29 protein-coding genes, 1 tRNA gene and 1 pseudogene are annotated in these 25,124 nt (G+C 54.8%); 24 read left to right on the forward strand and 7 right to left on the reverse strand.

Going from position 1 to position 25,124, the window contains the following annotated elements; genetic code table 11:
* Positions 1–12 precede the first annotated feature (12 nt).
* The 8 genes from ACR0KC_RS02350 to cueR all read left to right on the forward strand — a co-directional run bounded on the left by ACR0KC_RS02350 (position 13) and on the right by cueR (position 8,206).
* The gene (locus tag ACR0KC_RS02350; protein WP_170392477.1) at positions 13–462 is read left to right on the forward strand and encodes a c-type cytochrome; all 450 of its coding nucleotides are present in this window, start codon (positions 13–15) and stop codon (positions 460–462) included.
* 396 nt (positions 463–858) lie between these two features.
* The gene (locus tag ACR0KC_RS02355) at positions 859–1,446 is read left to right on the forward strand and encodes a c-type cytochrome (protein WP_480771431.1); all 588 of its coding nucleotides are present in this window, start codon (positions 859–861) and stop codon (positions 1,444–1,446) included.
* A 9-nt stretch (positions 1,447–1,455) separates the two neighbouring features.
* Positions 1,456–2,355 carry a c-type cytochrome gene (locus ACR0KC_RS02360; protein ID WP_170392475.1) on the forward strand — a complete coding sequence of 300 codons (900 nt, stop codon included), beginning with the start codon at positions 1,456–1,458 and terminating at the stop codon, positions 2,353–2,355.
* Positions 2,356–2,394: 39 nt separating this feature from the next.
* Positions 2,395–3,768 carry a multicopper oxidase family protein gene (locus ACR0KC_RS02365; RefSeq protein WP_480771432.1) on the forward strand — a complete coding sequence of 458 codons (1,374 nt, stop codon included), beginning with the start codon at positions 2,395–2,397 and terminating at the stop codon, positions 3,766–3,768.
* Positions 3,765–4,238 (forward strand): c-type cytochrome, encoded by a 474-nt coding sequence (locus tag ACR0KC_RS02370; RefSeq protein ID WP_480771433.1) that lies wholly within the window; start codon positions 3,765–3,767, stop codon positions 4,236–4,238. Before ACR0KC_RS02365 ends, ACR0KC_RS02370 begins: the two co-directional genes overlap by 4 nt.
* Position 4,239: 1 nt before the next feature.
* Positions 4,240–4,968: a DsbA family protein gene (locus ACR0KC_RS02375; protein ID WP_480771434.1), complete on the forward strand. Its 729-nt coding sequence runs from the start codon at positions 4,240–4,242 to the stop codon at positions 4,966–4,968.
* 325 nt (positions 4,969–5,293) lie between these two features.
* Positions 5,294–7,804 (forward strand): heavy metal translocating P-type ATPase, encoded by a 2,511-nt coding sequence (locus tag ACR0KC_RS02380; protein ID WP_480771435.1) that lies wholly within the window; start codon positions 5,294–5,296, stop codon positions 7,802–7,804.
* Positions 7,805–7,819: 15 nt separating this feature from the next.
* Positions 7,820–8,206 (forward strand): Cu(I)-responsive transcriptional regulator, encoded by a 387-nt coding sequence (gene cueR / locus ACR0KC_RS02385; RefSeq protein ID WP_170392471.1) that lies wholly within the window; start codon positions 7,820–7,822, stop codon positions 8,204–8,206.
* A gap of 438 nt (positions 8,207–8,644) precedes the next feature.
* Here the strand turns inward: cueR and ACR0KC_RS02390 are convergent, their stop codons facing one another.
* Together ACR0KC_RS02390 and ACR0KC_RS02395 are read right to left on the reverse strand one after the other, a co-directional pair.
* Positions 8,645–9,280, reverse strand: a complete 636-nt coding sequence (locus ACR0KC_RS02390) for a LysR substrate-binding domain-containing protein (protein WP_480771684.1) — start codon at positions 9,278–9,280, stop codon at positions 8,645–8,647.
* A gap of 42 nt (positions 9,281–9,322) precedes the next feature.
* Positions 9,323–9,490, reverse strand: a pseudogene (locus tag ACR0KC_RS02395) (helix-turn-helix domain-containing protein); the annotation flags it as partial.
* A gap of 86 nt (positions 9,491–9,576) precedes the next feature.
* Here ACR0KC_RS02395 and ACR0KC_RS02400 point away from each other — a divergent pair.
* From ACR0KC_RS02400 to ACR0KC_RS02415, 4 genes are all read left to right on the forward strand, one after another.
* Complete coding sequence (locus tag ACR0KC_RS02400) at positions 9,577–10,044, forward strand: c-type cytochrome (protein WP_480771436.1); 468 nt, start codon at positions 9,577–9,579, stop codon at positions 10,042–10,044.
* 13 nt (positions 10,045–10,057) lie between these two features.
* Complete coding sequence (locus tag ACR0KC_RS02405) at positions 10,058–10,966, forward strand: c-type cytochrome (RefSeq protein ID WP_480771437.1); 909 nt, start codon at positions 10,058–10,060, stop codon at positions 10,964–10,966.
* Between the two features lie 158 nt (positions 10,967–11,124).
* Positions 11,125–12,006, forward strand: coding sequence for a cation diffusion facilitator family transporter (locus tag ACR0KC_RS02410; protein WP_480771438.1), 882 nt, complete (start codon positions 11,125–11,127; stop codon positions 12,004–12,006).
* A 159-nt stretch (positions 12,007–12,165) separates the two neighbouring features.
* Positions 12,166–13,029, forward strand: coding sequence for a hypothetical protein (locus tag ACR0KC_RS02415; RefSeq protein WP_480763707.1), 864 nt, complete (start codon positions 12,166–12,168; stop codon positions 13,027–13,029).
* 76 nt (positions 13,030–13,105) lie between these two features.
* On the opposite strand, the gene ACR0KC_RS02420 is transcribed toward ACR0KC_RS02415, so the two are convergent.
* From ACR0KC_RS02420 to ACR0KC_RS02430, 3 genes are all read right to left on the reverse strand, one after another.
* Positions 13,106–13,753, reverse strand: coding sequence for a response regulator (locus ACR0KC_RS02420; RefSeq protein ID WP_480763708.1), 648 nt, complete (start codon positions 13,751–13,753; stop codon positions 13,106–13,108).
* On the reverse strand, positions 13,750–14,892 hold the full coding sequence (locus tag ACR0KC_RS02425) for a sensor histidine kinase (protein ID WP_480796336.1): 1,143 nt from the start codon (positions 14,890–14,892) through the stop codon (positions 13,750–13,752). The genes ACR0KC_RS02420 and ACR0KC_RS02425 overlap by 4 nt, the downstream gene beginning before the upstream one ends.
* A gap of 364 nt (positions 14,893–15,256) precedes the next feature.
* The gene (locus tag ACR0KC_RS02430; protein ID WP_170509942.1) at positions 15,257–15,655 is read right to left on the reverse strand and encodes a MerR family transcriptional regulator; all 399 of its coding nucleotides are present in this window, start codon (positions 15,653–15,655) and stop codon (positions 15,257–15,259) included.
* 99 nt (positions 15,656–15,754) lie between these two features.
* Between ACR0KC_RS02430 and ACR0KC_RS02435 the strand changes: the two genes are divergently transcribed.
* Positions 15,755–16,078 carry a hypothetical protein gene (locus ACR0KC_RS02435; RefSeq protein WP_480763711.1) on the forward strand — a complete coding sequence of 108 codons (324 nt, stop codon included), beginning with the start codon at positions 15,755–15,757 and terminating at the stop codon, positions 16,076–16,078.
* Between the two features lie 22 nt (positions 16,079–16,100).
* Positions 16,101–16,301, forward strand: a complete 201-nt coding sequence (locus ACR0KC_RS02440; RefSeq protein WP_480791103.1) for a GDCCVxC domain-containing (seleno)protein — start codon at positions 16,101–16,103, stop codon at positions 16,299–16,301.
* Positions 16,302–16,590: 289 nt separating this feature from the next.
* Here the strand turns inward: ACR0KC_RS02440 and ACR0KC_RS02445 are convergent.
* A tRNA-Ser gene (locus tag ACR0KC_RS02445) sits at positions 16,591–16,680 on the reverse strand.
* A gap of 123 nt (positions 16,681–16,803) precedes the next feature.
* Here ACR0KC_RS02445 and ACR0KC_RS02450 point away from each other — a divergent pair.
* The 9 genes from ACR0KC_RS02450 to ACR0KC_RS02490 all read left to right on the forward strand — a co-directional run bounded on the left by ACR0KC_RS02450 (position 16,804) and on the right by ACR0KC_RS02490 (position 24,289).
* Positions 16,804–17,646, forward strand: coding sequence for a DUF2059 domain-containing protein (locus ACR0KC_RS02450; RefSeq protein WP_170732208.1), 843 nt, complete (start codon positions 16,804–16,806; stop codon positions 17,644–17,646).
* A complete protein-coding gene (locus tag ACR0KC_RS02455; protein ID WP_480704821.1) occupies positions 17,646–18,452 on the forward strand; it encodes a DUF2059 domain-containing protein in 807 nt (268 codons plus the stop codon). Before ACR0KC_RS02450 ends, ACR0KC_RS02455 begins: the two co-directional genes overlap by 1 nt.
* Positions 18,453–18,685: 233 nt before the next feature.
* Positions 18,686–19,303, forward strand: a complete 618-nt coding sequence (locus tag ACR0KC_RS02460; protein WP_170405742.1) for a 50S ribosomal protein L21 — start codon at positions 18,686–18,688, stop codon at positions 19,301–19,303.
* 11 nt (positions 19,304–19,314) lie between these two features.
* Entirely contained in the window at positions 19,315–19,584 is a 270-nt protein-coding gene (gene rpmA / locus ACR0KC_RS02465) for a 50S ribosomal protein L27 (RefSeq protein ID WP_010440093.1), read from the forward strand.
* Between the two features lie 95 nt (positions 19,585–19,679).
* Positions 19,680–20,288 carry a LysE family translocator gene (locus ACR0KC_RS02470; protein ID WP_170509934.1) on the forward strand — a complete coding sequence of 203 codons (609 nt, stop codon included), beginning with the start codon at positions 19,680–19,682 and terminating at the stop codon, positions 20,286–20,288.
* Positions 20,285–20,821 (forward strand): GNAT family N-acetyltransferase, encoded by a 537-nt coding sequence (locus tag ACR0KC_RS02475; protein WP_170393085.1) that lies wholly within the window; start codon positions 20,285–20,287, stop codon positions 20,819–20,821. Before ACR0KC_RS02470 ends, ACR0KC_RS02475 begins: the two co-directional genes overlap by 4 nt.
* Positions 20,822–20,858: 37 nt before the next feature.
* The gene (gene obgE / locus ACR0KC_RS02480; RefSeq protein WP_480569695.1) at positions 20,859–21,893 is read left to right on the forward strand and encodes a GTPase ObgE; all 1,035 of its coding nucleotides are present in this window, start codon (positions 20,859–20,861) and stop codon (positions 21,891–21,893) included.
* A complete protein-coding gene (gene proB / locus ACR0KC_RS02485) occupies positions 21,881–22,987 on the forward strand; it encodes a glutamate 5-kinase (RefSeq protein ID WP_170393083.1) in 1,107 nt (368 codons plus the stop codon). Before obgE ends, proB begins: the two co-directional genes overlap by 13 nt.
* 39 nt (positions 22,988–23,026) lie before the next feature.
* Positions 23,027–24,289, forward strand: coding sequence for a glutamate-5-semialdehyde dehydrogenase (locus tag ACR0KC_RS02490; protein ID WP_480771440.1), 1,263 nt, complete (start codon positions 23,027–23,029; stop codon positions 24,287–24,289).
* Here the strand turns inward: ACR0KC_RS02490 and ACR0KC_RS02495 are convergent.
* Positions 24,286–24,882 carry a histidine phosphotransferase family protein gene (locus tag ACR0KC_RS02495; RefSeq protein ID WP_480704826.1) on the reverse strand — a complete coding sequence of 199 codons (597 nt, stop codon included), beginning with the start codon at positions 24,880–24,882 and terminating at the stop codon, positions 24,286–24,288. The two genes, ACR0KC_RS02490 and ACR0KC_RS02495, sit on opposite strands and share 4 nt — an antisense overlap.
* A 42-nt stretch (positions 24,883–24,924) precedes the next feature.
* On the opposite strand from ACR0KC_RS02495, the gene ACR0KC_RS02500 reads away from it, so the two are divergent.
* Complete coding sequence (locus ACR0KC_RS02500; RefSeq protein WP_170393080.1) at positions 24,925–25,107, forward strand: DUF3553 domain-containing protein; 183 nt, start codon at positions 24,925–24,927, stop codon at positions 25,105–25,107.
* Positions 25,108–25,124 lie beyond the last annotated feature (17 nt).

Raw genomic sequence — 25,124 nt, forward strand, 5'->3', positions numbered from 1 at the left:
TGAAATAGTAAAATGGATAAACTTACACTCATGATAGGCGGTGTGGCGATCGCAGGTGCCGTCGCAATCGTCTACAATCTAAATCAGCAACCAGCTGGCCATTCGATGACGACACCTGATACGTCGACGCTGGCGTCGGGAGATCCAATCCAAAACGTCAATCTACCGGACCAGCTAAGCGAATTTGCGGCCGTCGGCAAAGTGGCATTCGACGCAAAATGCTCGGCGTGCCATGGCGGGAATGCAACTGGTCTGGAAGGCCTTGCACCACCATTGGTGCATAAAATCTATGAACCAAGCCACCATTCGGACGAGGCATTTTACGTGGCCGTCCAGAATGGTGTTCGGGCACACCATTGGAAGTTCGGTAACATGCCGCCGGTCGATGGTTTGACCCGCGCGGATGTGAAGGGCATCGTGGCGTACATAAGAGAGTTGCAGCAAGAAAACGGGATTTTCTGAAGGTGACGAGTCGAGTGGGCACAGCAATTCGTTACTCCATCCTGTCAATTGCGCTGGCTATTGGCGGGCTACTTGTGACGGCCGATTCTGCTCATGCACATGGCGGTGATTCACAGCATGTGATTGACCAAACCGACTCTGCGGACGTCGAACATGTCAAGCAGGGTCATCCCGGGCATTGTCATGGCGGAGCGATCTGCAACGCTGTTGGACTATTTTTGATGGGTCCAACACTGCCTGGTCCCCAAGGCACGGAACGAAGATACTCGATCCCTCGGGCTCAATACCGGGTTCTTAGTATTATCGCGTTTGACCCACCACCGCCGCGTGTCCTGATCTGACGAGTCGAATTGCGCTCAAGATGGGCGCGTCGAAGCAGACGAAAAGGACAAATAAATGAACTTTCTAAAAATGACTACAGGCGTGGCCCTGGTTTCTCTATTTGCGGCGGCCGCCCTGGCGCATGGTGGCGCAACCGGCATCGTCAAAGAACGCATGGACGGCATGTCCGCGATGAAGGACAGCATGAAGGTCCTTACACCGATGATGCAGGGGAAAACGCCCTACAATGCGCAAACGGTACGAAGCGAAGCCAAGAAAATCGGAAGCCACGCCGGTGAAAGCATGACAAAGCTGTTTCCAGAGGGATCTGATGGCAAACCCTCGGAGGCCAAATCGCAAATCTGGCAGGATTGGGGTTCCTTTACAGAAATAGCCAGACGGTTGGAAATCTACTCAGAAGGCCTTGCGCATTCGGCAGACAACGGGCTGATGGCGTCCAGATCGGGTCATGGTTCCGGCATGATGGGCGGCAAATCCATGATGGGAGGTGGTTCCATGATGGGAGGTGGTTCCATGATGGGCAGCGGGATGATGGCTGGCAGTCCAAACTTAGCACAGCTGTCTGAAATGCCGGCAGACGGTGTGTTTATGATGCTGAGCCAGACATGCTCGGCGTGTCACACGCGATTTCGGTCGGAATAGGAATGCATCATGAAGCCGATAATACGGTTGGGTCTTGCTGCCGCCGTTACGGCGTCAGCAGGGTTTGTTGCTGTGATGGCTTGGCCGATTGGCCAGCCCTTACAAGCTCTCGACATTCAAGGTGACGTTAACCGCGGGGCGTATCTGGCAAGGGCAAGCGGCTGTATCACCTGCCACACAGACTTTGCCAAAGGGGGAGCGCCCTTGGCCGGTGGGGTGGAGTTGGATACCCCGTTCGGCACGCTCTTTTCGCCGAACTTGACCACAGATCCCGATCACGGGATCGGTGATTGGACCATCGAGGAATTTGCCCGCGCTGTGCGTCAGGGTGTGTCGCCAGACGGGCAGCCCTACTACCCGGCCTTTCCTTATCCGTTTTATGCGAATTTCACGGATCAGGACATCGCCGATCTCTGGGCCGCCTGGAAAACGGTTGCACCGGTAGCGGAACCGTCAAAAGAGCAGGAAATGGTGTTCCCCTTCAATCAGAGATGGGGCCTGAAGCTGTGGCGGGCGGCATTTTTGGAACCGCCGCGGACCGATCCCGTGCCGGGCAATGATGATGTATGGAACCGGGGCCGGTTACTCGTTGAAGGTGCCACGCATTGTGCCGCCTGTCACACCGGGAGGAACCTGGCTGGCGCAAGAAATTCGGACACGGAACACTTCAAGGGAAGTGACTCTCTGCCGGGCGGTGACAAGGCACCGGCCATCGACTTTGAGACCCTGCAAATGCGTGGGTGGACAGTTGATGATCTGGCCTACGCGTTGCGCACCGGCGTCATGCCTGATGGCGATGTCTTCGGCGGCGCCATGGGAGAGGTCGTAAACTATGGCACCAGCTTTCTGACAGACGAAGATCGGAAGGCAATGGCGACCTATCTGCTGGATGTACACGACGAGGGATAATCCAGTGCGAGATCAAGTATTCTTTGGAAGGAAGTCCTAATGAAGCTCAATCGCAGGCAATTCGTTGCGGGCACGTCGGCATTGTTCGCGGTGCCGACTATCGGGAGGGCGGCTACCGCCCCCCGAATAATCGAGGCGCGCTCAGGATTGGCGCGTGTTGCCCCCGACAACTATCCGGAGACCGAGATATGGGGATATGATGGCGGTGTTCCGGGCCCTGAAATTCGTGCCCGGCAAGGCGAAACGGTTCGCAGGGCACTCCTGAACTCGCTACCTCAGCCTACAGCAATCCATTGGCACGGATTGCGGGTTCCGAACAATATGGACGGGGTGCCGGGCCTTACGCAGGAGGCTGTACCAACCGGCGGCAAATTTCAGTATGACTTGCCTCTGAAGGACGCGGGGACCTTCTGGTATCACTCTCACAACCAGTCAACGGAACAAGTGGCCAGGGGCCTTTACGGCGCGTTCATCGTCGACGAAACGGACCCGCCGGACACGGACCATGACATCACGATCCTTCTGGATGATTGGCGGTTGGGTAAGGACGCTCAAATAGTAGATGATTTTGGTGCAATGCATGATTGGACCCATGCAGGTCGGATGGGAAACTACGTTCACGCGCGCATATCGCCAATGACCGAAGTTTTGACGAACCAGCGATTGCGAATTCGAATGGTCAACGTGGCAACTGATCGGATCATGTATGTGTCAGTAGGTGGCGCAAACGGGAAACTGGTCGCTTATGATGGCATGCCTGCAAGGCAGCCAGAAGATTTCGAAACACTTGTTTTCGGACCTGCACAGCGAGCAGACTTGATCGTCGACGTCACAGCGGAATCGAACGAAGCCGTTCAAATAACTCTTCACGAACGCGATGAATCATTTGTTATCGCTGAGATCCCGGTTTCGGGAAGCGGTACATCTGCCAGCCGCGGTGAGATTGAAGCTCTGCCACCCAACCCTGTTTCTTTTCTTGAAGATGTTTCTGACGCCTTAAAGGTTCCATTGGTGATGGAAGGCGGGGCGATGGGCGGACTGCGTCAAGGTACTTACAACGGCCAAGTCATGAGCGCTAATCAGTTGGTTCAGGAAGGACAGATCTGGACATTCAACGGAGTCGCAGGGTTACCCGAAGACCCGCTCGCTTCTGTTTCGCGTGGCGACATAGTCCGTATTCAGATGCAGAACGACACTGTCTTTGCGCATGCCATGCACTTGCACGGGACGCACTTTCAGGAAGTTCTGCCGAACGGGAGCCTGGGACCGCTGCGAGATACAATACTGGTTGACCGGATGGAAACGCGGGAGATTGCGTTCGTTGCGGATAACCCGGGGGACTGGCTGTTTCATTGCCACATGCTGTCGCATCAGGCCGCTGGAATGAAGACCTGGCTGAGCGTGGCGTCATGAACAAGAGCGCGGCGAAATGGGTGTCACTAGCTGCTGTGGTGATCATTGTCGCGGTCGCTGGCTGGGGCCTGAGCGGTCGCGCACAAAACGGTGCATCAGCGGATTCGGCACGTGGTGCAGTTTTGTACGCCGAAAACTGCGCGTCATGCCACGGGGCAGATTTGGAGGGTCAACCAGATTGGCAGACACCTGATCCAGATGGCGTCTTGCGAGCTCCCCCGCATGACCGAACAGGGCACACCTGGCATCACGGCGACAAGCTGTTGTTCGATTATACAAAACTTGGCGGGTACCAAACTTTGAAGCAGATGGGTGTCACTGACGTCAAAAGCGGTATGCCAGGTTTCGAGTACACTCTGTCGGATCAGGAAATCTGGGACATCCTCGCCTTCATCAAGGAGAGTTGGCCGGATCGGGAACGCAAGCTGCAAGAGCAGCGCACCGAGGCAGAACAATCGGAAGGAAACTGACGTGAAACGATTTTTTGCAGGCTTAATTGCCATCACTATGTCGATTGGTGCTGCTATGGCGAGTGCTGACGAATTGTCTGACTCCGATGTAAAACGGCTGGCTCTGGAAGCCATAATGGAAAACCCCGAAATCATCATGCAGGCGATTCAATTGCTTCAACAGCGCGAAGATCAGGCAAAAGCCGAAGCCATTGGAAACGTCTTGGAAAATCAGCGTGAATTGCTGGAACAGAATCCGAATGCGCCTGTCATCGGAAACCCGGAAGGTGATGTAACCGTAGTCGAGTTTTTTGACTATAACTGCCCATATTGCAAACGCGCGGCCCCGGTCGTGAAAAACGTAATCGCAGGCGATTCCGATGTCCGAGTTGTTTACCGAGAATGGCCCATACTCGGAGAAGGTTCCGACTTCGCGGCACGCGCCGCGCTTGCCTCACGTAATCAGGGAAAATATGAAGAATTTCATTGGGCGCTTATGGCTCTGAACGGTCGTGCCACTGAGGCCAGTGTCCTGAAAGTTGTTCGGGAACTTGGCCTGGACGAGGATCAATTGCGCGCAGACATGGAGGCGCCGGAAGTCGACGCGCATATTCAGGTGTCCATGGATATGGCCCGGCAGCTTGGCTTCAGTGGCACCCCTTCGTTTGTGATTGGAGATGCGCTTGCCCCGGGTCTGATCGCCGAAGATGAAATGACCCGGCTAATCGAGGCAGTCAGAGACGCAAGATAGAACTAAGGGACGACAGCATTTGCGCTCCTAAACTTCTGTTGCGAAAGTGGCTTCGTATCCCTCGGACTCTGAGCTGCAAGGATATGATCAAGTTGATTGGTGCTTAAGACACGTACCCTGCGGTTTTTCATGTCAAAGTCCAACTGTGCGGAGGAACTTACTGTGTCAATGGCTTTGTCTATAGCTGACTTGCGGTGCCCGCAGCTCATATCCGGGATACTTAGCGTCGTCATGAATGATGAGAAAGAAAGTCAGCCTCATCCCTTGACCTTCCACTTGCTGGAACCCTTATGTTGCCCGTCAGCAGAACATACGTGGTGGCAATATGACTGAAAATTCACATGCGCGGTTCCAGGTTCAGGGTATGAGCTGTGCTTCCTGCGTTGGGCGCGTCGAGCGCGCATTGAAAGATGTGCCAGGGGTAGATGCCGCTTCGGTTAATCTCGCCAGTGAAAGCGTTCAGGTCGATTTCCGCGATCCAGCCGATAAAGCGGCCATTGCTGATGCGTTAAACCGCGCCGGATATCCGGCGCGGACCGCAGAGGTCACGCTGGATATTCAGAACATGTCCTGCGCATCCTGTGTAGGGCGCGTTGAACGAGCCCTGGAAGCCGATGGCGGCGTCTTGTCCTCGTCGGTCAATCTGGCCACTGAAAGTGCAACTGTGCGTTTTGCTGAGGGAGTCACAACACCCGAAGCAATCGCGGCGCTTGCGGCATCTGCCGGCTATCCGGCGAGCCTGCGATCCGCAACGCAGACCGAACCACAAGACCGCAAAGCGGCAGAGATCAGCCATCTGGCGCGGCGAACAAGCTTCGCCGCTTTGCTCGCTTTGCCGGTATTCATTCTCGAAATGGGCTCGCATGTTATTCCGGGCATGCACCACCTGATAGCGAGCACCATCGGCATCCAGAACAGCTATTACCTGCAATTCCTTCTGACCACGATCGTTCTTTTTGGGCCAGGCTTGCAGTTCTACACCAAGGGATTCCCTTCCTTGGTCAGAGGCGCGCCGGACATGAATTCTCTGGTGGCTCTGGGCACTTCGGCGGCCTATGGGTTCTCGCTTATCTCGACCTTTGCGCCGGGTGTTCTTCCGGTCGGAACCGCAAATGTCTACTACGAGGCCGCAGCGGTGATCGTGGTTCTTATATTGCTTGGGCGATTCCTCGAGGCGCGCGCCAAGGGTCGAACTGGTGAAGCGATCCGAAAACTGGTCGGTCTGCAGGCAAAAACAGCGCGAATTGAGCGCGACGGATCGGTTGTCGAGCTACCGATTGAGCAGATTGTTGTAGGTGATATTGTGCACGTTCGACCGGGCGAGAAAATCGCGGTGGATGGTGCCGTAATGACCGGCACGTCATATGTCGATGAAAGCATGATCACCGGAGAGCCGGTTCCCGTCGAAAAAACCGAGGGCGCAACTGTGGTCGGGGGGACCGTAAATGGCGCGGGTGCATTGACGTACCGTGCTGAAAAGATCGGCGCAGACACTATGTTGGCCCAGATCATTCAGATGGTCGAACAAGCACAGGGTGCCAAGCTTCCGATTCAAGGCCTGGTCGACCGCATCACGCTGTGGTTTGTGCCGGTAGTGATCGCAGTGGCCGTTGTGACAGTGCTGGTATGGATGTTGTTCGGACCCGATCCCGCGCTTAGCCTGGCGTTGGTGGCCGGGGTTGCGGTACTGATCATTGCTTGCCCCTGCGCCATGGGGTTGGCCACACCTACTTCCATCATGGTCGGCACTGGCCGCGCTGCCGAGATGGGCGTCCTGTTCCGAAAGGGCGATGCCTTGCAAATGCTGCAGGAAACCACCGTTGTTGCGGTGGACAAGACGGGCACCCTGACCGAAGGGCGTCCGGAGCTGACCGACCTGATTGTGGCCGAAGGAATGACCGAAGACGAGGTTCTGCACCTTGTTGCTGCCGTTGAGGTCACATCCGAACATCCAATCGCCACAGCCATCGTGCGCGCGGCAGAAACCCGTGGTCTGGAGCTTTCCAAGCCAGAAGACTTCACGTCGATCACCGGTTACGGGGTAAGCGCCTCAGTCGAAGGCCATAATATCCTGATCGGGGCCGACCGCCTGATGAGTCGCGAAGGGGTTGAAATGGGCGCGTTGTCTGATCGGGGCGCTGAACTCGCAATCAACGGAAAGACTCCACTTTATGCTGCCGTAGACGGGGCTATCGCGGCCGTAATCGCTGTGGCGGACCCAATCAAAACCACCACGCCGGACGCAATCGAAGCTCTGCACGGGCTGGGCCTGAAAGTAGCGATGATCACCGGTGACAATGCCGCTGCTGCCAAATCCATTGCAGCGCAGCTTGGCATCGATCATGTCGTGGCTGAAGTTCTGCCCGAGGGTAAAGTATCCGCGTTACAGGATTTGCGTTCAAATGGCGGAAAACTGGCCTTTGTGGGTGATGGCATCAATGATGCGCCTGCTTTGGCGGCAGCTGACGTAGGAATTGCGATCGGGACAGGCACTGACATTGCCATCGAAGCGGCTGACGTCGTTCTGATGTCAGGCGACCTGACGGGCGTGGTCAATGCCTTCGATATTAGTCAGCGCACCATGCGTAACATCCGCCAAAACCTGTTCTGGGCGTTCGGCTACAACACACTGCTCATACCGGTTGCGGCAGGGGTGCTTTATCCGTTTGGCGGCCCGCTGCTGTCGCCGGTTTTGGCCGCAGGTGCCATGGCTCTCTCCAGTGTATTTGTCCTGACCAATGCGCTGCGGTTGCGCTGGGTTATGCCGATCAAAGTTGGGCGAGAACAGATCTCGCAAAACACCGAGCAAACGCTGCGTTCAGTGCATGCTGGATAGTATAGGAGAACCGCTGTGAATATCGGAGATGTAGCAGAACGTTCGGGTCTGCCTGCCAAAACCATCCGCTATTACGAGGATATCGGGTTCATCAAACCCAAGCGGAGCCTCAATGGGTATCGCCATTTCGACGAAAAGGAACTGCACAAGCTGGCCTTCATCGGGCGGGCCCGCTCATTGGGCTTTACCATTGAGGATTGTCGTTCGCTACTGGCGCTTTACGAGGACAAAGAACGCGCAAGCGCGGACGTGAAAGAAATTGCAAAACAGAATCTGAAAGAGATCGACGATAAGATTTCCGATCTGAAGGCGATGCATGAAACACTGTCTCATCTGATCGAAGAATGCGCTGGCGATCACCGCCCAGACTGTCCAATTCTAAAAAACTTGGGCCAAGCGTAGTTGACCTTGTTGTTTGATCTGCCTCCAAGTTTGGCAATCTTTTTCTTCAGACGTGGCAATCCGCTCTTCTCTAGTGCGTGCCGCACTATCAAATGTAGTTTTGTTGGCTTCGGGTCAGCACTAGGGACGGCTTCGGCACAAAAAGCGGGTGGGGGGGGTGTCATAGGAAAGCGTCATAGTGATTAAAGTCGAGTAACCTTTGCCGGCAGTTATCGAAGGCGCATTTAGGTCCCTTAGGGCGGAAAGCACTCCTTACCTCAAGTCCGCACAGCGCAAACTAGACGATAGCAAATTCGGTTATCGTAGTGACCGGCAAACTGCATCAAGAGGTCATTGTCCTAACAGCTTGTTAGTAAGACTTTGGTTTGAAATGTCTGCGTCGTGTATCGGCTTGAAGCTCCATCCTAATGCTCGCATTTGATTTCAAAAAAATCAGCGTCATCCAGTAAGAACAGTGGCTAAGCGTTCAACCAACACTCGTTGAACGATTGCAAATCTTGGTGTGTTCGCAATTTCGTCCAGCGCCGCAACCCAGAGCGGAACCTGAATTTCTGGAGTGATGTCGTGAGACTTTCGAAGTCTGGAATCCGCGTCGCCAAAAAAAGTAGGCAAAAACGTTTTGCCGACTCCTGCGGCTGCCATCTGCTGAAGCACCAAAAAACTGTCTGCCCCGCTGATCATTTGGTCAGCACTGACATTCGCTTTTAACCATTTGGCAGGAAGTGAACGGCTTAACGCGCCATCTAGCCTCAACCATTTGCGATTGGGGGAGCCGTCGTCAAAGACTCCGAAAGACAGTGTTCCGGCACGCTGTCCGATCAGACCCTCCCCGAGCTTTATCGATGGGCGCACGGCGATGTCTGCGCTTAACCGGGACAAATCATGGTGACTATTCCCGCTTAGCAAAGTCAGCTTCAGGCCGGGGTAAAGCCGTGCGATCTCATTTAGTATTGAAGGTAGAACAATCTGGCAAAGACTGTCTGTAGATGTAATTCGCACATGGCCCGTAGGGGACTGATTTGCACCGACAATCGCGCGTTCGACCGATAGCACCGCATCTTCGACGCTTTCCATAGCCGACAGAACTGCTCTGGCCTCGGGCAGGGCAGAGTATCCCGAAGGGCTTTTCTGGAAAATCACACAGCTATTGCGCTCTTCGAATGCGGCTACCCTTCGCAACACGGTCGCATGCGTGACGCCCAGTGCCGCTGCCGCTGCATTGAGTGAGCCGTATTTGCTTACGGCGAGCGCGTACCGAATATCATCCCAGTTTGCATTGTTCATAAATTAACAAGTGTCGACCAATAACAAACAATTACAAGAAAAATCGTTCAAGCTAACATTCGGAGCATTAAACAGGGAGACACATCATGAAGAAGAAGTTCTCAGTATTCGCGGCAGGTCTTTTATCATTGGCCGCCATTGGCACAGCCATCGCCCATGAAAGTGAAAATCCGGCTGTGAAAGCTCGTACCTCAATCATGCAACTCTATGCCTTCAATCTTGGTACACTTGGCGGAATGGCTAAGGGAGAGGTCGATTATGATGCCGAGGCCGCAACTCGGGCCGCGAATAATCTTGTTGTACTGACACAAATCGATCAATCCGCGATGTGGCCCCAGGGATCTGACAATGCGTCCGATCCGACCACCCGTGCATTGCCTGCGATCTGGGAGAACTTCCCTGACGTTGGTGCGAAAGGGCAGGCCATGGCAGACGCCGCTGTTGCGATGCAGGCTGCGGCAGGTCAAGATGTTGATGCCCTAAAAGCAGCGATGGGCGATCTGGGCGGAAGCTGTTCGGCATGTCACAAAGCATACAGAGCTCCAAAGAACTGATTGGGCACTGACGGTGCGGCGCTTTCTTTTCTTTGTCGCAATCGTCATTGTGTTGGTCGGGTTGGCCGGTTTGGTGCTGACCCGACCTCAACGAATGGAACAATCACGACTCGACGGTTTGAACCCAGATCTTGCCAGCGGTGAAATCGTGTTCCACGCGGGGGGATGCGCATCCTGTCATTCAGCGCCGGATGCGGTCGGTGAAGACAAGCTCGTGCTCGCTGGTGGTCGCCGGTTTGAGACGGAATTCGGCGCGTTCATTGCCCCCAACATTTCCAGTGACCCGGAAACTGGTATCGGATCCTGGTCTGCCCTGGATCTGGCCAATGCCTTGATCCATGGAACCGGACCCGAAGGGCAGCACTATTTCCCAGCGTTTCCCTATACCTCTTACGCCAACATGTCGGCCGAAGACGTGGTTTCGCTACACGCATTCCTCGGCTCGCTGCCAGCGGCCGCAACCGAAAGTGTTGCACATGACGTAGGTTTTCCTTTCAGCGTTCGGCGCGGACTGGGGGGATGGAAGCTCTTGTTCATGTCATCAGGCTGGGTGGTCGAAGGTGATCTGACCGACCAACAAAAACATGGCAGGTATTTGGTCGAGGCGCTGGGTCATTGCGCTGAATGCCATACCCCGCGAAATGGTTTAGGGGGCCTGAAACGAGACCTTTGGCTGACGGGTGCACCAAATCCAAACGGGAAAGGTCGTATCCCCGGCTTAACCTCAGACCAGCTTGATTGGTCAGAGGCAGACATTGCCGAATACTTAAAATCTGGCTTTACACCAGACTATGACAGTGCGGGTGGTGAGATGGTGGACGTCATCGAGAACACCTCACGGCTGACGGATGAGGACCGTTTGGCGATTGCAGCCTATCTCAAGGCTGTTCCTGTTTCGTCGACCGGGCTTTCATCCGAATAACAGTCGTTTGGCGTCACGCAGCGGCGACCAGATGCTGTCGCCAATAGGATGCCGTAAGACCTATTCCCTTTTCGCCAAACACCTGTTTTACGTTTTGAACATCGGAGCTCACCAATCACCCGAGTTTCTGTTCATGATTGACTGAGGGTCGCGGCCAAATGACACAAAAAATCGCTCTTTGGTCTATCCCGATATCCATTGCGGTACTGGCCCTGAAACTGTTGGCTTGGTGGCTGACAGGCTCGGTGGCTTTGTTGTCAGACGCAATGGAATCAACTGTGAATGTGGTCGCGGCTTTGTTGGCGTATTTCGCAGTGCGGGTTGCCAATAAGCCCCCTGACCAAAACCACCCCTTTGGTCACAAAAAAGCTGAGTATCTTTCAGCTGTGGTTGAGGGCGCACTTATTGTGTTGGCTGCGTTCTTGATCATCAGAGAAACTGTACAGGCGCTCCCGAACCCGCATCTTGAGGATGCGCCGCTGCTTGGAATTGCCGTCAATATCGTAGCAACGGGTGTGAACGGTGCATGGGCCTACCTCTTGCTTAGGACAGGTAGGCGCGAGGGATCGCCCGCCTTGGAAGCGAGCTCCCGCCACATTTTTACGGATGTTATGACTTCTGTTGGTGTCGTCGCTGGACTGATACTAGCGCTTGTCACCGGCTGGTTGATCCTTGACCCGATCCTGGCAATTCTTGTTGCGCTGAACATCTTGTGGGAGGGCTGGAAAGTTATTCGGGCATCCGTCGATGGCCTGATGGATGTGAGCCTGTCGGAACATGACTTGCAGACTGTTTCTAATGCAATCGAAGCAAACCTCGGCGCCGCCTTAGAGTATCACGACCTCAAAGGGCGCAGATCCGCGAATGTCATATTTGTGGAGTTTCACCTTGTTGTGGACGGCACCATGCCAGTCAGTGCCGCGCATGATATATGCAATGACATCGAGGAAGAACTGGATCGTTTGTATCCGGGTTCCGTCTTTGTCATTCACCTCGAACCTGATGACGAGCTGAAAGGCGACGGGGTTAATCCCCACTAAACTGCTCATTTGGTTCTGCAAAAAATCTATTGGTTTGACTGATCTGATTAAGACGTTCGGCTTGAAATTCGTCAGACCTAAGCCCGATGTGGGAAAGTCGGGCCGGTAGTAGCCTGTCTCCAATGTCACGAAGCGTGTCGATCAAAATTGGAGGCGAAAGTGAAAATTCAAAGAAAGCTGGGTCAACTTCTAAGTACCGCGGCGTTGGCTTCGTTGATTGCCGCGACGCCTTATGTACCAACCTTTGATGAAGATGGCCGTCTACATTTTGAACCGTCATATGCCTTTGCCAAAAGCGGCAAAGGGAAAGACGGGGATGATCGTGACGATGACCGGGATGATGATCGTGACGATGACAGGGATGATGATCGCGACGACGATCGGGATGATAACTCGGGGTCGGGTAATAGCGGCCGTGGTGGCGACCGAGATGATGATCGTGATGACGATAGAGACGATGATCGAGACGACGACAGAGATGATGACCGGGACGACAATTCGGGGTCAGGAAAAAGTGGTCGCGACGACGATGACGATAATGACGATGATGACTCCAAACGCTCCAATAAGGGCAGCGGAAAGAAGGATAAGTCTAATTCAGGGGGCAAATCGTCGGGTTCGGCTGGGATAACAAAGGTCGAAACGAACGCCAACGGCATTGAGGTGCGTTACTCGGACGGAACCAAGGAAGAGATCGAAAACGGGCGGTATGAGAGAAAGAATGCTCAGAACCGGACTGTTGAGGAACGCCCCGCGACCGGTGCTGATGTTTCAAGGCTTCGGTCCTTGGCGAATGGTATCTCAATCGACAATGTACGCTCATCTGGGCAAGGCGGCACTGCTGGAAGTCGACCCACGAAAATCGAACGCCAAGGCAACAATATCGAAGTAAATTATGCCAATGGTTGGAAAGAGGAGATCGAGTTTGGGCGTTACGAGTTGAAAGACCCTTACAACCGGACTGTTGTTGAAAGAAACGCAACGGCCTCTGATCGCCGGAGGTTACAGTCGGTCGCCAACTGAGCTGCAATTCCAGTCGATAATCCGTTGGCGGCTTCTTTTTGGTGAGGGGCCGCCACCGTCGTCAAAGAGACCGCAGCTATTCTCCCTTGTTCCAAACATCATGTGCAATGAGCGCGGCCTCTACCCGATTTCGCGCATGAAGCTTGGACAGAACTGCGGTCATGTAGTGCTTCACGGTCTTTTCCTGAAGGTCTAACTCGTCGGCGATTTCACGATTACTCAGTCCTTTGGCCACACGTCTCAGTATTTCTTCCTCACGATGTGTAAGGTCATCTAGAATGCTGCCGTTAACAGACATGCCGGTGTCAGCGTTGATTTGAAGAAGTACCCGCGAGGCCAAGCCAGGAGAAACGAACCCTTCACCTGCGGCGATGCTGCGTAAAGAAGCGGTTAGTTCGCTTGCGGTTACTCCCTTCACAATGTACCCAATCGCACCCGCCTCCAAGGCGTCCGCGACATCGCCGCTGTTCTCTGAGACCGTCAAGATTGCAATGACGGGTGGATTTGCCAATGCCGCGATTTTACGTGTCGCGCTTATCCCGCCACCGGGCATCGAGAGGTCAAGAATAGCTATGTCCGGCTGATGCGTGCCGACCAGCGATACTGCCTCTTCAGCACTGGACCCAGCGGCTAAAACTTCGAAGCCATCTGCTTCATCCAACGTGCGTTGCAAACCATCCCTGAATATCGGGTGATCATCGGCTATTACGACAGATGTAGTCATGATGTGCCTAACTTTCTGGGAAATAGTGTCATAGCTATGGTGGTGCCTTCGCCCGGTCTCGATGCGACGTCGAACCTGCCACCAATACTCTCGACCCGATCTCGCAAGCCCATAAGCCCCTGGCCACCATCGTCTCGCAACGCGGTTTCTTCTGACCTGTCAAATCCTGGTCCGTCGTCTGTGATCTTTACAACTATGCGGTCGTTCTGCGCCTCAGCGATAACAGTGCACTTGGAAGCTGGAGCATATCTAGCGGCATTGGAAAGCGTTTCCTGGAGGAACCGAAAAACGCACAGTTTGTCGGACAATGACAACTCTGGGGCCTGGCTGCCCAGGAATGAAATATCCGGTCGCAACGGGCTGTGTTCGGCGTGATCCTCTACGGCTCTCTTCACAACATCGACGAGTGACAGGCTATCGATATCTGGCGCGGACAGCCCTCGCGAAATTGCACGAATTTCAGCCAGCGATTTTTGCAAAGACTGCTGAATTTCCACTGCCTCTTTAGGCCTTTCCGACTCTTTGGAAAACGCCGCCTCCAGTCTAAGGGCGGCGAGCGACAGGTATTGCGCAGGGCCATCATGTAGCTCAGCTCCAAGATTCTTGAGGAACCGATCTGTTTGCGTGGTATATCTTTCTGACGCCTCGACCACACGCGACCGCAGCAGCGCATTCTGCTCAGCCATCTTCTCACTTTCTTTCAACCGCTGTTTAAGAAGAGACCCCTGTCGTCGAATTGTTTTGTCGCCAATTGCGACAATGGAATACAGAACAATAGTACTTGCCAGAAATGCGGAGCCGACGACCAACCAACTTGTTCGCCTAGCCTTGGCTAAGTCTAACTCAAGCTGGTCAGCTCTTTCGTAGAACTCCGCAACTGCGATGATTTCGCCGGACCAGAGTTCGCGGATGGGGCTGTAAACTTCAAGCAGTGGTATCCCCAATGCCGCCTCGGCGGCGCTCTCGGCATGATCAAGCTCTTCGAAAGAGCCGGAGATATCTCCGCTCCACGCTCGCCTTAAATCATCCGTTGGCTTGAAACGGTTTCCTATGATGTCTGTATCCGAGGCATGCGCAATCACACCGCCTTGCTTCCAGAATTTGTAGGAAACGATACGGTCACGCATTGGTTGGGTCATGAATATCTCATCCAGCGCCAGGCCCGCCTGCTCAGAAAGGCGGTCGCCATGTGCCAATTCCTGGCTGAGCGGGGAAACTACGCTTTCCATATACAGCGCTGCGGAGTTGGCGGAGTTTTGCACGACTGCGTTCTGAATTCGATTAGACACCCAGACCCCAACGATTGCGGTAGCAGTACCCATCACGAAGATACTTGCCGCAAGAAAGACTCGCGACAACGACCAATTGCCAATCGTCAGGTCAGTTACTTTCACTCTCATCGTGAAATCGACTATGAACTACAATCTGTTACCGCACCACAGACCTTGGTCTGAGGTGATCTGGCTAAATCTCAGACCCTGAGTTTCCGCCCAGCGTCCAGTGTCAGATATCATCCATCGTTCCCAGTCTTTGCAGCATCGGGCAGTGAACGTTACCACTATCACAATTGGCGGTAAGCTCACTCAAGGCGAGCTCCAGACGTCTGAGCTCATCAATCTTGCTTCGAACGCTGGCAATATGCGCCTCGGCCAATTCTTTCACTGACCAGCAGTCTTCGGCACTTCCTTCTGACAGCTCTAAAAGCGCCTTTGCGTCTGGGAGAGGAAATCCCAGGTCGCGGCACCTCTTCAAAAATCGAAGTCTTCCCACATCGCTTGCTGAATAGAGGCGACGATTGTTCAGAGCTCGCACAGGTCTTGGTACGATACCTTCGCGTTCGTAGTAGCGGATGGTTTCTATGCCAACCCCGGATTGCCGGGAAGCCTCACCTATCGCAATCATGTGAAGTGCCTCCACTTGATCCTGTAGTTACTACAGGAGTTATACGCTCTGAATACCGGTGCTTCAACACAATCAAATCGAGCATCTCGGGAGCAAAAGATGAAGAAATACGTGAACCTCAGCTACTTGGGATCGGTTTCAGCTCTGGGCGTCGCAACATGCTGTGTTCTTCCAATGGCCATGATGTTGTTAGGCTTGGGCGGCAGTTGGTTGGCAGTATTCGGAAAAATAGCGGCGGCAAGCTACTATGTTCTCGCCGTCTCAACAGCGCTGGTCGCGGTTTCGTGGTTCTTAGCGCATCTAAACGGGACGTTGGCAAATCTGAAATGGTGGCTTGTCGGAAGCACGGCGACTACCGCGTTGGCATGGTTCATCGTGTTCAATGAGGCTCAAATCAATGACTATCTAATCATGCGGATGTGAGACAATGACAAATCAAACTGTGATGCTCGATAGCACTTTGACCTGCCCAAAGTGTGGGCACATTGAAACCGAAAGAATGCCAACTGACTCGTGCCAGTGGTTTTATGAATGCAAATCATGCAAGGCAGTCTTGAAACCGTTAGAAGGCGATTGCTGTGTCTTTTGTTCCTACGCAACTGTACCGTGTCCGCCAATTCAGTTGGGGGATAGCTGCTGTGGATAGGTCTTACTACGGGTCGGATTGATTGACTGCGGACAATACCGAAGGAGTAAAAGATCTAATACTTTTGGCCCGATCCAGCCGTTGGGCAATGGTTCTTGAACGACTGCTCGGCCGAAAATAACAAATTGGAAAGAGGGCGCCGGGCACAGTAGCTTTTTTGGGGCAAGGCAAATGAAAAACTACTTCAATCTGTTTGAAAACGGACCCATCCGATGCTCAACGACAAGTGCACTCGGTCGTGAGTAGGGCATCGAGACTGTATTCAGGAATGTTGCTGGTAGCAAAATAGTGGCGGAGAGACAGGGATTCGAACCCTGGGTGGGCTTGCACCCACAACGGTTTTCGAGACCGCCCCGTTCGACCACTCCGGCACCTCTCCGCGGGGGTCTGTGAGGGGGGGATTTAGTGGTGAACGGGCAGGGGTGCAAGCAGAAAGTTCCGGATTTTGACGATAGTGGGATTTTCCATTGCCAGAGGTAAGAAAACACCTAGGCTGATATGTATGACTTACTTTATACGCCAGTTCGCAATCAGCCTCATCCTTCCAATTTTCTCACTTGGTGTCATGGCCTCGCCATCTCAGGCCGCCAGTCAGGATCAGATTGAGGCGTTTCTGACCACGACAGGGTTTGATGTTGCCTTGGAAAGCATAGCGCAGGCCTCTGCTTCGGCCCCGCAGATGCTGGGTATCGACCCTGACGGCTTCGGATCGGATTGGGCGCGTCTGACCGAAGAGGTGTTTGATACCGCTTTGATGCACGAAACGGCCGTCTCGATCCTTGAACAGACGCTTAGCGAAGAGGCGCTGGTCCACGCGGTCTCGTTTTACGCCTCGGAGTTGGGGCAAAGACTGGTCGTTGCTGAAAACGCCGCTCATATGGATGACGATGATGATGCCAAACAACTGGCCGGGCAAGAAATCGTCTCGAAGTTGATAAAAGAAGGCTCATCTCGTGTTGAAAGCCTGAAGCGCATGAACCGTGCGGTGGACGCCAGCGGAACCTCGCTGCGCGCGCTGCAAGAGATTCAGGTGCGGTTTTTACTGGCCGCAAGTGCGTCTGGCATTATCGACATGCAACTGAGCGGAGATGAACTGCGTACGATGATCCAACGCAATGAAGGTGAGTTGCGTCGATCTCTCCAACTGTCAGCTTTGGCAGGGGCGGCTTACACCTACCAGGATTTCTCGGATGAGGATGTCGACGCCTATGTTGACGCTCTGGAACAGCCTCTGATGCAGGAGGTCTATGAGCTGTTGAATGCGATCCAATATGAAATCATGGCGATGCGGTTCGAAGTATTGGCCGCCCGCATGGCCGAATTGCGCCCGGCGCAGGATATCTGATGCGAGTTTTAGCTACGGCACTCTGTTTGACGATCTGGGCGCTGCCTATGGCCGCAAGCGAGCGTGCTGAAAGACTGATGCATGCGATGCATATTTTGGATTTTATGAAAATTCTTAGTGAAGAAGGTGTGGCGCAAGGGCATGCAATCAACGAGTCGATGCTGGGCAGCTCAGGAGGAGCCTATTTTTTGGCGCAAGTTGAGGATTTGTACGATCCGAGCACGATGCACCAACAACTTTCGCTGTCGGTTGGCGAGATGATGTCCGATGTGCAGCTAGAACAAGCTTCGATCTTTTTTGAAAGCGAACTGGGGCAAAGCATCGTTTCTCTGGAAAACTCGGCGCGCCGGGCCATTGCAGATGACGCGATCGAAGAGATGGCACGCAGCGCTTACGAACAGGCTGATCGCGAGGGCATGTTTTTTCGTCTTGTAGATGAATATGTGCAGGTCAACGACCTGATCGAGAAAAATGTGCAAGGCACCATCAGCGCCGATTATAGTTTTTACCAAGGACTTGCCTCCGGGCAAAGTGCCCTGTTCGACGATGCATCCGTGTTGCAGGAACTGCTATCTCAGCATGAGAACACCAGGGCAGAGACAACTGAATGGATGTACTCGTTCCTTTTATTGGCCTATCAGCCGTTGAACGAGTCTCAGATGCGAGAGAACATCGCCTTTTCCCGCACCGATGCGGGTCGGGCCTTGAATTCCGCCTTGTTCATGGGTTTTGATGAGATGCTAAACGGCATCTCTTACCAGCTTGGGCAATCCGTTGCGCAAGCCATGAAAGCGTCGGATCTCTGAGCCGCAGATTTTCGGATCTCAAAGCTGCGGATTTTTGGTTGACTTTCTTCATGAATGCTTCGATAAGCGCGCATCCCGGCCGGCTTTCCGCGCCGGGTATCGTTATTCTTTGACCTGATGGCATGTGCCAAAGGTCATTCACACAGCCCGAAAAGGGCGCGCTGTTCGAGGTGGCGAAAGCCAGTAACACCCAATCGGGGACCACAGAACGCGGTTAGACAAAGGAAAGACGCATGTTTGCGGTCCTCAAGACTGGCGGCAAGCAGTACAAGGTTCATGCGGGCGATGTGCTCCGTGTTGAAAAGCTGGCTGCCGACGCAGGTGAAAAAGTTCAATTCAACGATGTTCTGATGCTGGGCGGCGACGCACCGGTTGTTGGTGCACCTTTCGTTGAAGGCGCAGGTGTACAGGCCGAAGTGATCGAACAGATCAAAGGTGACAAGGTCATCAAGTTCGTCAAGCGCCGTCGTAAGCACAGCTCGAAGCGTACTGTTGGTCACCGTCAGAAACTGACTCTGGTCAAAATCACCGACATCCTGTCGTCGGGCGCTGACAAGTCGGGCATCAAAGCTGCAACCGGTTCGGCACCGGCTGGCGAAGCTGCTCCGGTAGCGAAAAAGCCTGCCAAGAAAGCTGAAGCCAAAGCAGAGGCACCCGCCGCAGCTGCTGCCGCTGACGATCTGACAGCCCTTAACGGTGTCGGCCCTGCCGCTGCCAAAAAGCTGGTTGAAGCCGGTATCGAAAGCTTTGCCGCTCTGGCCGCCTTGTCGGACGAGCAGATTGCTGCTATCGACACTATCAAAGTGAAACCCGAATGGGTTGAGCAAGCCAAAGAGCTGGCTCAGGGCTAAGGAGAGAGAGAATGGCACATAAGAAAGCTGGCGGTTCCTCCCGTAACGGTCGCGACTCAGCTGGTCGTCGCCTTGGCGTGAAACTGTATGGTGGCCAGGCCGCCATCGCAGGCAACATCATCGTGCGTCAGCGCGGCACCAAGTTCTGGCCGGGCGAAGGCGTAGGCATGGGCAAAGACCATACCATCTTTGCAACTGTCGATGGCGCCGTGAAGTTCCATAAGGGACTTAAAAACCGCACCTTTATTTCGGTCCTGCCAGTGGCGGAGGCCGCAGAGTAAGCCGAAACCCAGAAGGTTTAAGAAAAATTCATGGGGGACCGGCACAAAGTGCCGGTCCCTTTTTCGTTTTAACGCAGTCGTGATCACCAGAACCGATGACAGTCGCAACCACCAGTTTCCTGATTTTTGCCGCTTCGCAGGTTGGCACGCCGGGACCGGCCAATATGGTCCTGCTGGGAACAGGTGCGCGTTTTGGCTTTCGGTCGGCACTGCCCTTTGTGGGCGGGGTCATTCTGGGTAAACAGCTGATCATCTGGCCGGTTGGTTTTGGCCTGATGCAAGTGGCCGATCAGGCGCCGTTGGTGTTCGAGACACTCAAATATGCTTCTGCTGCATATATTTGCTGGCTCGCGTGGAAAATTGCCAATCTGCGGCTTTCCCGAGGTCAATCGGATAAGCAAGTGCCCGGTTTTCTGGCGGGGTTAATAGTGCATCCTCTTAACCCTAAGGCTTGGGCAATGATTATCGCAGGCTTCACCGGGTTTGTGGCAACAGGAACACCCAGTTTTGAGGCAACCCTTACGATCGCTCTCTGTTTGTTAATCTGCCAGATCGTATTGCACCCGATCTGGACATTTGCAGGAGATCGGATCGCCCATGCGGTTGAAGGTCGGCCTGCGGAAAAATATCTGATGTGGACGTTAGCCAGTTTGACAGTTGCGTCCGTACTTTTTGTGTTGTTCGGAGGAGGAACGCACTCATGAAAATTGAGGCAATAATAAATCAGCCGGTCATTGAAACCGAGCGGTTCGACCTTCGCCCTCTGCGTCGGTCGGATTTGGGTCTCATTGAGCACTATGCAGGCGATGAGCGTGTGGCGCGCATGACGACATCGATCCCGCATCCATTGCCGCCCGGCTCGATTGAGGCGTTTGTGATGCGCGCGATGGCCGAAGACCGGGACGAGGATGTCTGGGCAATGGATGCCACAAAGGATGGTGGCCCGGAGCTGATCGGACTGATTTCATTGACCCGGCTGGATCGCAACCAGTCCGAGGTCGGCTATTGGGTCGCCCCGGTGTATTGGAACACCGGCATTGCATCGCTGGCCGTTGAAACGCTGGTCAACGCCAATCCGCTGGAAAACGCGACCATGTTCGCCAGCGTGTTCCAGGACAACCCGGCCTCGGCCCGGGTTCTGACCCATTGCGGGTTCCAGTATCTTGGCGATGCGGAAACCTATTCGGTGGCGCGCGATGCGAATGTGCCCACCTGGACCTATACAAAGAAACTCTGACTTGTGGCCGATGGGGCCTTTGCAGTAGGGGACAGCTATGAAATTTCTCGATCTTGCAAAGGTCTACATCCGGTCCGGGGCCGGAGGTGGCGGCTGCGTCAGCTTTAGACGTGAAAAGTACATCGAATACGGCGGACCCGATGGTGGGGACGGCGGTAAGGGTGGGTCTGTTTGGGCCGAGGTTGTGGACGGGCTGAACACCCTGATCGACTTTCGCTATCAACAGCATTTTTTCGCCAAGAACGGCCAACCCGGTCGCGGTCAGCAGCGTACGGGTAAGGATGGTGACGACATCATCCTGCGCGTTCCCGTCGGAACCGAGATTCTGGACGAAGACGAAGAGACCGTGATTTGTGACCTGACCGAGGTTGGTCAGAGGTTTTTGCTGGCAAAAGGCGGCAACGGCGGCTTTGGCAACCTGCATTTCAAATCCGCGACCAATCAGGCCCCGCGCCGCGCCAATCCGGGGCAGGCGGGGATCGACCGCACCATCTGGCTGCGGCTGAAGCTAATTGCGGATGTGGGTCTTTTGGGCATGCCCAACGCCGGGAAATCAACTTTCTTGGCTGCCACATCCAATGCACGGCCCAAAATCGCCGACTATCCCTTTACTACGCTGCACCCCAATCTGGGCGTTGTCGGTGTCGATAATGTAGAGTTCGTCGTTGCCGACATCCCCGGACTGATCGAAGGCGCGCATGAAGGGCGTGGAATCGGTGACCGGTTTCTGGGCCACGTGGAACGCTGCGCTGTGCTTTTGCATCTGATCGACGGCACCTCGGAAACTGTGGTCGAAGACTATCGCACAATCATCACCGAGCTTGAGGCTTATGGCGGAGAGCTGGCGGATAAGCCACGTATCACCGTTTTGAACAAGATCGACGCTCTGGACGATGAGGAACGCGAACTGATCAAGGCCGAACTGGAAGAAGCCGTTCGCGGCCCGGTCATGACCATGTCAGGCGTTGCGCATTTGGGCGTGACCGAGGTGCTGCGGTCCTTGCGGGCTCAGATCGATGAAAACCGCCTGCGCCAGAAACCCGCCGAGGAGGCCACGCCTTGGCAACCCTGACCCATGCCCGCCGCCTGGTGGTCAAGATCGGATCGGCCTTGTTGGTCGACCGGGATACGGGATTGCTCAGGTCGGATTGGCTGAAATCGCTGGCGCAGGACGTGGCTTGGCTGAAAGGGCAGGGGACAGATGTTGTTCTGGTCTCGTCCGGGTCAATCGCGTTGGGTCGAGGTGTACTTGGCCTGCCGATGCAGAATCTGCCGCTGGAACAGTCACAGGCCGCTGCGGCGGTTGGACAAATCCGGCTTGCCCGTGCGTATGAAGAAGCGTTGACGCCGCATGAGATCAAAACCGCTCAGGTGCTGGTCACGTTGGAAGACAGCGCGGATCGGCGGCGTTATCTGAATTCCCGTGCAACGCTGGAAACGCTGCTGAGCCTGGGTGTTGTTCCGATTGTCAACGAAAACGATACAGTCGCCACGGATGAGATCCGGTATGGCGACAATGACCGGCTGGCAGCGCAAATCGCCGTGACCATCGGCGCGGATCAGTTGATCCTGCTTTCAGATGTCGACGGGTTCTATTCGGGCAATCCCAACGAGGACACGACAGCCACCCGATATGACGTGATCAAACAGATCACGCCCGAGATCGAGGCCATGGCAGGTGACGCGGGATCGGGGCTGTCAAAGGGCGGCATGAAGACCAAGCTGTTGGCTGCCAAGATGGCAACCGCAGCTGGCTGCGATATGGCGATAACTGAAGGATCACCCCTGAACCCGCTGAAAACGCTTGAAAATGGAGCGAGCTGCACTTGGTTCACGGCCACGCTCGATCCGCATGCAGCCCGGAAACGCTGGATTTCGGCGATGAAACCGCGCGGAGAGATCGTGATCGATGACGGCGCGGCAAGGGCGCTTTCCAATGGCAAAAGCCTGTTGCCCGCTGGCATTGTCGAGGTCACGGGTGATTTTGGTCGCGGCGATCCCGTCGCTGTTCTGGATGCGCAGGCGCGGAGGCTGGCACAGGGGCTAAGTCGCTATACCGCGCAAGAGGCGGATGCGATCAAAGGACGTAAATCGTCTGAAATCGAGGCGACGCTAGGCTATCCAGGCCGCGCGGCCCTGATCCACCGGGACGATCTGGCGCTGTAAGGGCGTGATTTGATAAACTGAGACCGAAAGGCGCTTGAGATGAAGGATTTCGACAACATTCCCGCAATGATGGCCGACCTTGGTGCGCGCGCCAAAGCAGCCTCGCAAGAGCTTGCTTTTGCCACCGCAGAACGCAAGCACGCTGCGCTGATCACAGCCGCAGACGCCGTTTGGCACAAACGTGCCGACATTATCGAAGCGAACAAGAAGGATTTGGAGTTCGGGCGAGAAAAGGGTTTGAGCCCCGCGATGATGGACCGCCTGATGCTGGATGAAGCACGCGTTCAGGGCATGGTTGACGGACTGCGCACCGTCGCCGATCAGACCGATCCTGTGGGTGAGGTGTTGGCCGAATGGGACATGGCCTCGGGCCTCAACATTCAGCGTGTGCGCACGCCATTGGGTGTGATCGGCGTGATCTACGAAAGCCGTCCCAACGTGACGGCGGATGCGGGTGCATTGTGCCTGAAATCCGGGAACGCCGTGATCTTGCGAGGCGGGTCTGAGAGCTTTCATTCGTCAACCGCGATCCACGCCTGTCTGGTTGAGGGGCTAGCAGCTGCTAGCTTGCCCGAAGACGCCATTCAACTGGTGCCGACTCGCGACCGGGCTGCGGTGCAAGAGCTTTTGACCATGACTGATTATGTCGACGTCATCGTTCCTCGAGGTGGCAAAGGATTGGTGGGTCTTGTGCAACGCGAGGCGCGCGTGCCCGTCTTTGCGCATCTCGAAGGCATCGTTCATATTTATGTTGATAAAGCCGCCGATCCCCAGAAGACGCTGGATGTTGTGTTGAATGCCAAAACTCGGCGCACCGGTATCTGTGGCGCGGCAGAATGCTTGCTGATCCATCAAGACGTTGCAGAAACACTGGGCCGTGATCTAATCGCTGCTCTTCAAGCTGCGGGTGTTGAAGTGCATGCCGAAGGCGTTTTGGCCAATGAGAACACCATTCCTGCGTCGGATGATGACTGGGGCAAAGAGTACCTAGATAGTATCATCGCTGCACGGCCCGTCGCAGATATCGACGCCGCGATTGCGCATATCCGGCAGTTTGGCTCAAGCCACACCGATTGTATCATTACCGAGGATTCCGTGGCCGCCGAGCACTTTTTCGAACGGCTTGACAGCGCAATCCTGATGCATAACGCCTCGACCCAATTCGCGGATGGCGGTGAGTTTGGCATGGGTGCTGAGATTGGTATCGCCACCGGCAAGATGCACGCGCGCGGTCCTGTCGGTGCCGCTCAGTTGACCAGTTTTAAGTATCTGGTGCGCGGAAACGGGACCACTCGGCACTAAAACCGCAGTGTCACCCGGGTTGCGGTCGTTTCTGCCGTGATCCTGCGCCCCATCGTCGAGGCCGTGTCCGGCAGCAGGGCAAATTGAACGTGCGCCGGGCTTAGTTTTTCGGTAAATCGCCCCGAGCCAATCCCTTTCCACAGTCCCGTATTGAGGTTCAGCTTGTCAGCAACGCCAGTCACCGTCCATGCGTCGCCCTGAGTTTCGATTTCCACTTCGCCGCCGAAGGGCATCGCATTTTCACAGCACATCACAGCCAGAAACGCGAGTTTAACCTGATTGCGCGGGACAGGTTCGGTCAGGTTCCAACTGATCCGCAGGCGCCCGGCCTTTTCCACATCTTTAAGAAGCTCGACCACTTCGGTGCGACCCAACGGCTGATCGCTTGCTGATCCAAAGGCAACGCGGAAAAACCGGATGCGGGCGCCTGCACTGCCAACGCTGCCTGAAATCAGCTCCATTTCAGGGCCTTGGACTGCGCCAACCATCTCCAACAGCTCAAGCCCGTTGGTAATTGCCCCAATGGGGCTGATCAGATCATGACAGATCCGAGAGCCGATCAATTCGGCCAGGTTGACGTCTGACGCGCCCATGCGTACCTCCTGCTGCATCTGCCTTGGACCCGGAGGCCCGATATGACAGATCTGAATGCCATTCTCGCACCGGGCATGTTTGTCCGCCACCCCGATTTCCCCGATTGGGGCGTTGGACAGGTGCAGTCCAACATCGGAGGCAAGATCACCGTTAACTTTCGCGAGCAGGGGAAAGTGGTGATCGACGGGACACGCATAGCCCTGATGCCGGTCTTTGATCCGTGAAACTGGTTTAGGAAAGG

It is taken from the genome of Ruegeria sp. CF3, assembly GCF_056537365.1.

Excerpts from the sequence above, each read along its gene's own strand:
- ACR0KC_RS02350 (WP_170392477.1), top strand. The coding sequence starts at position 13 with ATGGATAAACTTACACTCATGATAGGCGGTGTGGCGATCGCAGGTGCC.
- ACR0KC_RS02355 (WP_480771431.1), top strand. The coding sequence starts at position 859 with ATGAACTTTCTAAAAATGACTACAGGCGTGGCCCTGGTTTCTCTATTT.
- ACR0KC_RS02360 (WP_170392475.1), top strand. The coding sequence starts at position 1,456 with ATGAAGCCGATAATACGGTTGGGTCTTGCTGCCGCCGTTACGGCGTCA.
- ACR0KC_RS02365 (WP_480771432.1), top strand. The coding sequence starts at position 2,395 with ATGAAGCTCAATCGCAGGCAATTCGTTGCGGGCACGTCGGCATTGTTC.
- ACR0KC_RS02370 (WP_480771433.1), top strand. The coding sequence starts at position 3,765 with ATGAACAAGAGCGCGGCGAAATGGGTGTCACTAGCTGCTGTGGTGATC.
- ACR0KC_RS02380 (WP_480771435.1), top strand. The coding sequence starts at position 5,294 with ATGACTGAAAATTCACATGCGCGGTTCCAGGTTCAGGGTATGAGCTGT.
- ACR0KC_RS02390 (WP_480771684.1), bottom strand. The coding sequence starts at position 9,280 with ATGGAAAGCGTCGAAGATGCGGTGCTATCGGTCGAACGCGCGATTGTC.
- ACR0KC_RS02400 (WP_480771436.1), top strand. The coding sequence starts at position 9,577 with ATGAAGAAGAAGTTCTCAGTATTCGCGGCAGGTCTTTTATCATTGGCC.
- ACR0KC_RS02410 (WP_480771438.1), top strand. The coding sequence starts at position 11,125 with ATGACACAAAAAATCGCTCTTTGGTCTATCCCGATATCCATTGCGGTA.
- ACR0KC_RS02420 (WP_480763708.1), bottom strand. The coding sequence starts at position 13,753 with ATGACTACATCTGTCGTAATAGCCGATGATCACCCGATATTCAGGGAT.
- ACR0KC_RS02425 (WP_480796336.1), bottom strand. The coding sequence starts at position 14,892 with ATGACCCAACCAATGCGTGACCGTATCGTTTCCTACAAATTCTGGAAG.
- ACR0KC_RS02430 (WP_170509942.1), bottom strand. The coding sequence starts at position 15,655 with ATGATTGCGATAGGTGAGGCTTCCCGGCAATCCGGGGTTGGCATAGAA.
- ACR0KC_RS02435 (WP_480763711.1), top strand. The coding sequence starts at position 15,755 with ATGAAGAAATACGTGAACCTCAGCTACTTGGGATCGGTTTCAGCTCTG.
- ACR0KC_RS02440 (WP_480791103.1), top strand. The coding sequence starts at position 16,101 with ATGCTCGATAGCACTTTGACCTGCCCAAAGTGTGGGCACATTGAAACC.
- ACR0KC_RS02450 (WP_170732208.1), top strand. The coding sequence starts at position 16,804 with ATGACTTACTTTATACGCCAGTTCGCAATCAGCCTCATCCTTCCAATT.
- ACR0KC_RS02455 (WP_480704821.1), top strand. The coding sequence starts at position 17,646 with ATGCGAGTTTTAGCTACGGCACTCTGTTTGACGATCTGGGCGCTGCCT.
- ACR0KC_RS02460 (WP_170405742.1), top strand. The coding sequence starts at position 18,686 with ATGTTTGCGGTCCTCAAGACTGGCGGCAAGCAGTACAAGGTTCATGCG.
- rpmA (WP_010440093.1), top strand. The coding sequence starts at position 19,315 with ATGGCACATAAGAAAGCTGGCGGTTCCTCCCGTAACGGTCGCGACTCA.
- ACR0KC_RS02470 (WP_170509934.1), top strand. The coding sequence starts at position 19,680 with ATGACAGTCGCAACCACCAGTTTCCTGATTTTTGCCGCTTCGCAGGTT.
- ACR0KC_RS02475 (WP_170393085.1), top strand. The coding sequence starts at position 20,285 with ATGAAAATTGAGGCAATAATAAATCAGCCGGTCATTGAAACCGAGCGG.
- obgE (WP_480569695.1), top strand. The coding sequence starts at position 20,859 with ATGAAATTTCTCGATCTTGCAAAGGTCTACATCCGGTCCGGGGCCGGA.
- ACR0KC_RS02490 (WP_480771440.1), top strand. The coding sequence starts at position 23,027 with ATGAAGGATTTCGACAACATTCCCGCAATGATGGCCGACCTTGGTGCG.
- ACR0KC_RS02495 (WP_480704826.1), bottom strand. The coding sequence starts at position 24,882 with ATGGGCGCGTCAGACGTCAACCTGGCCGAATTGATCGGCTCTCGGATC.
- ACR0KC_RS02500 (WP_170393080.1), top strand. The coding sequence starts at position 24,925 with ATGACAGATCTGAATGCCATTCTCGCACCGGGCATGTTTGTCCGCCAC.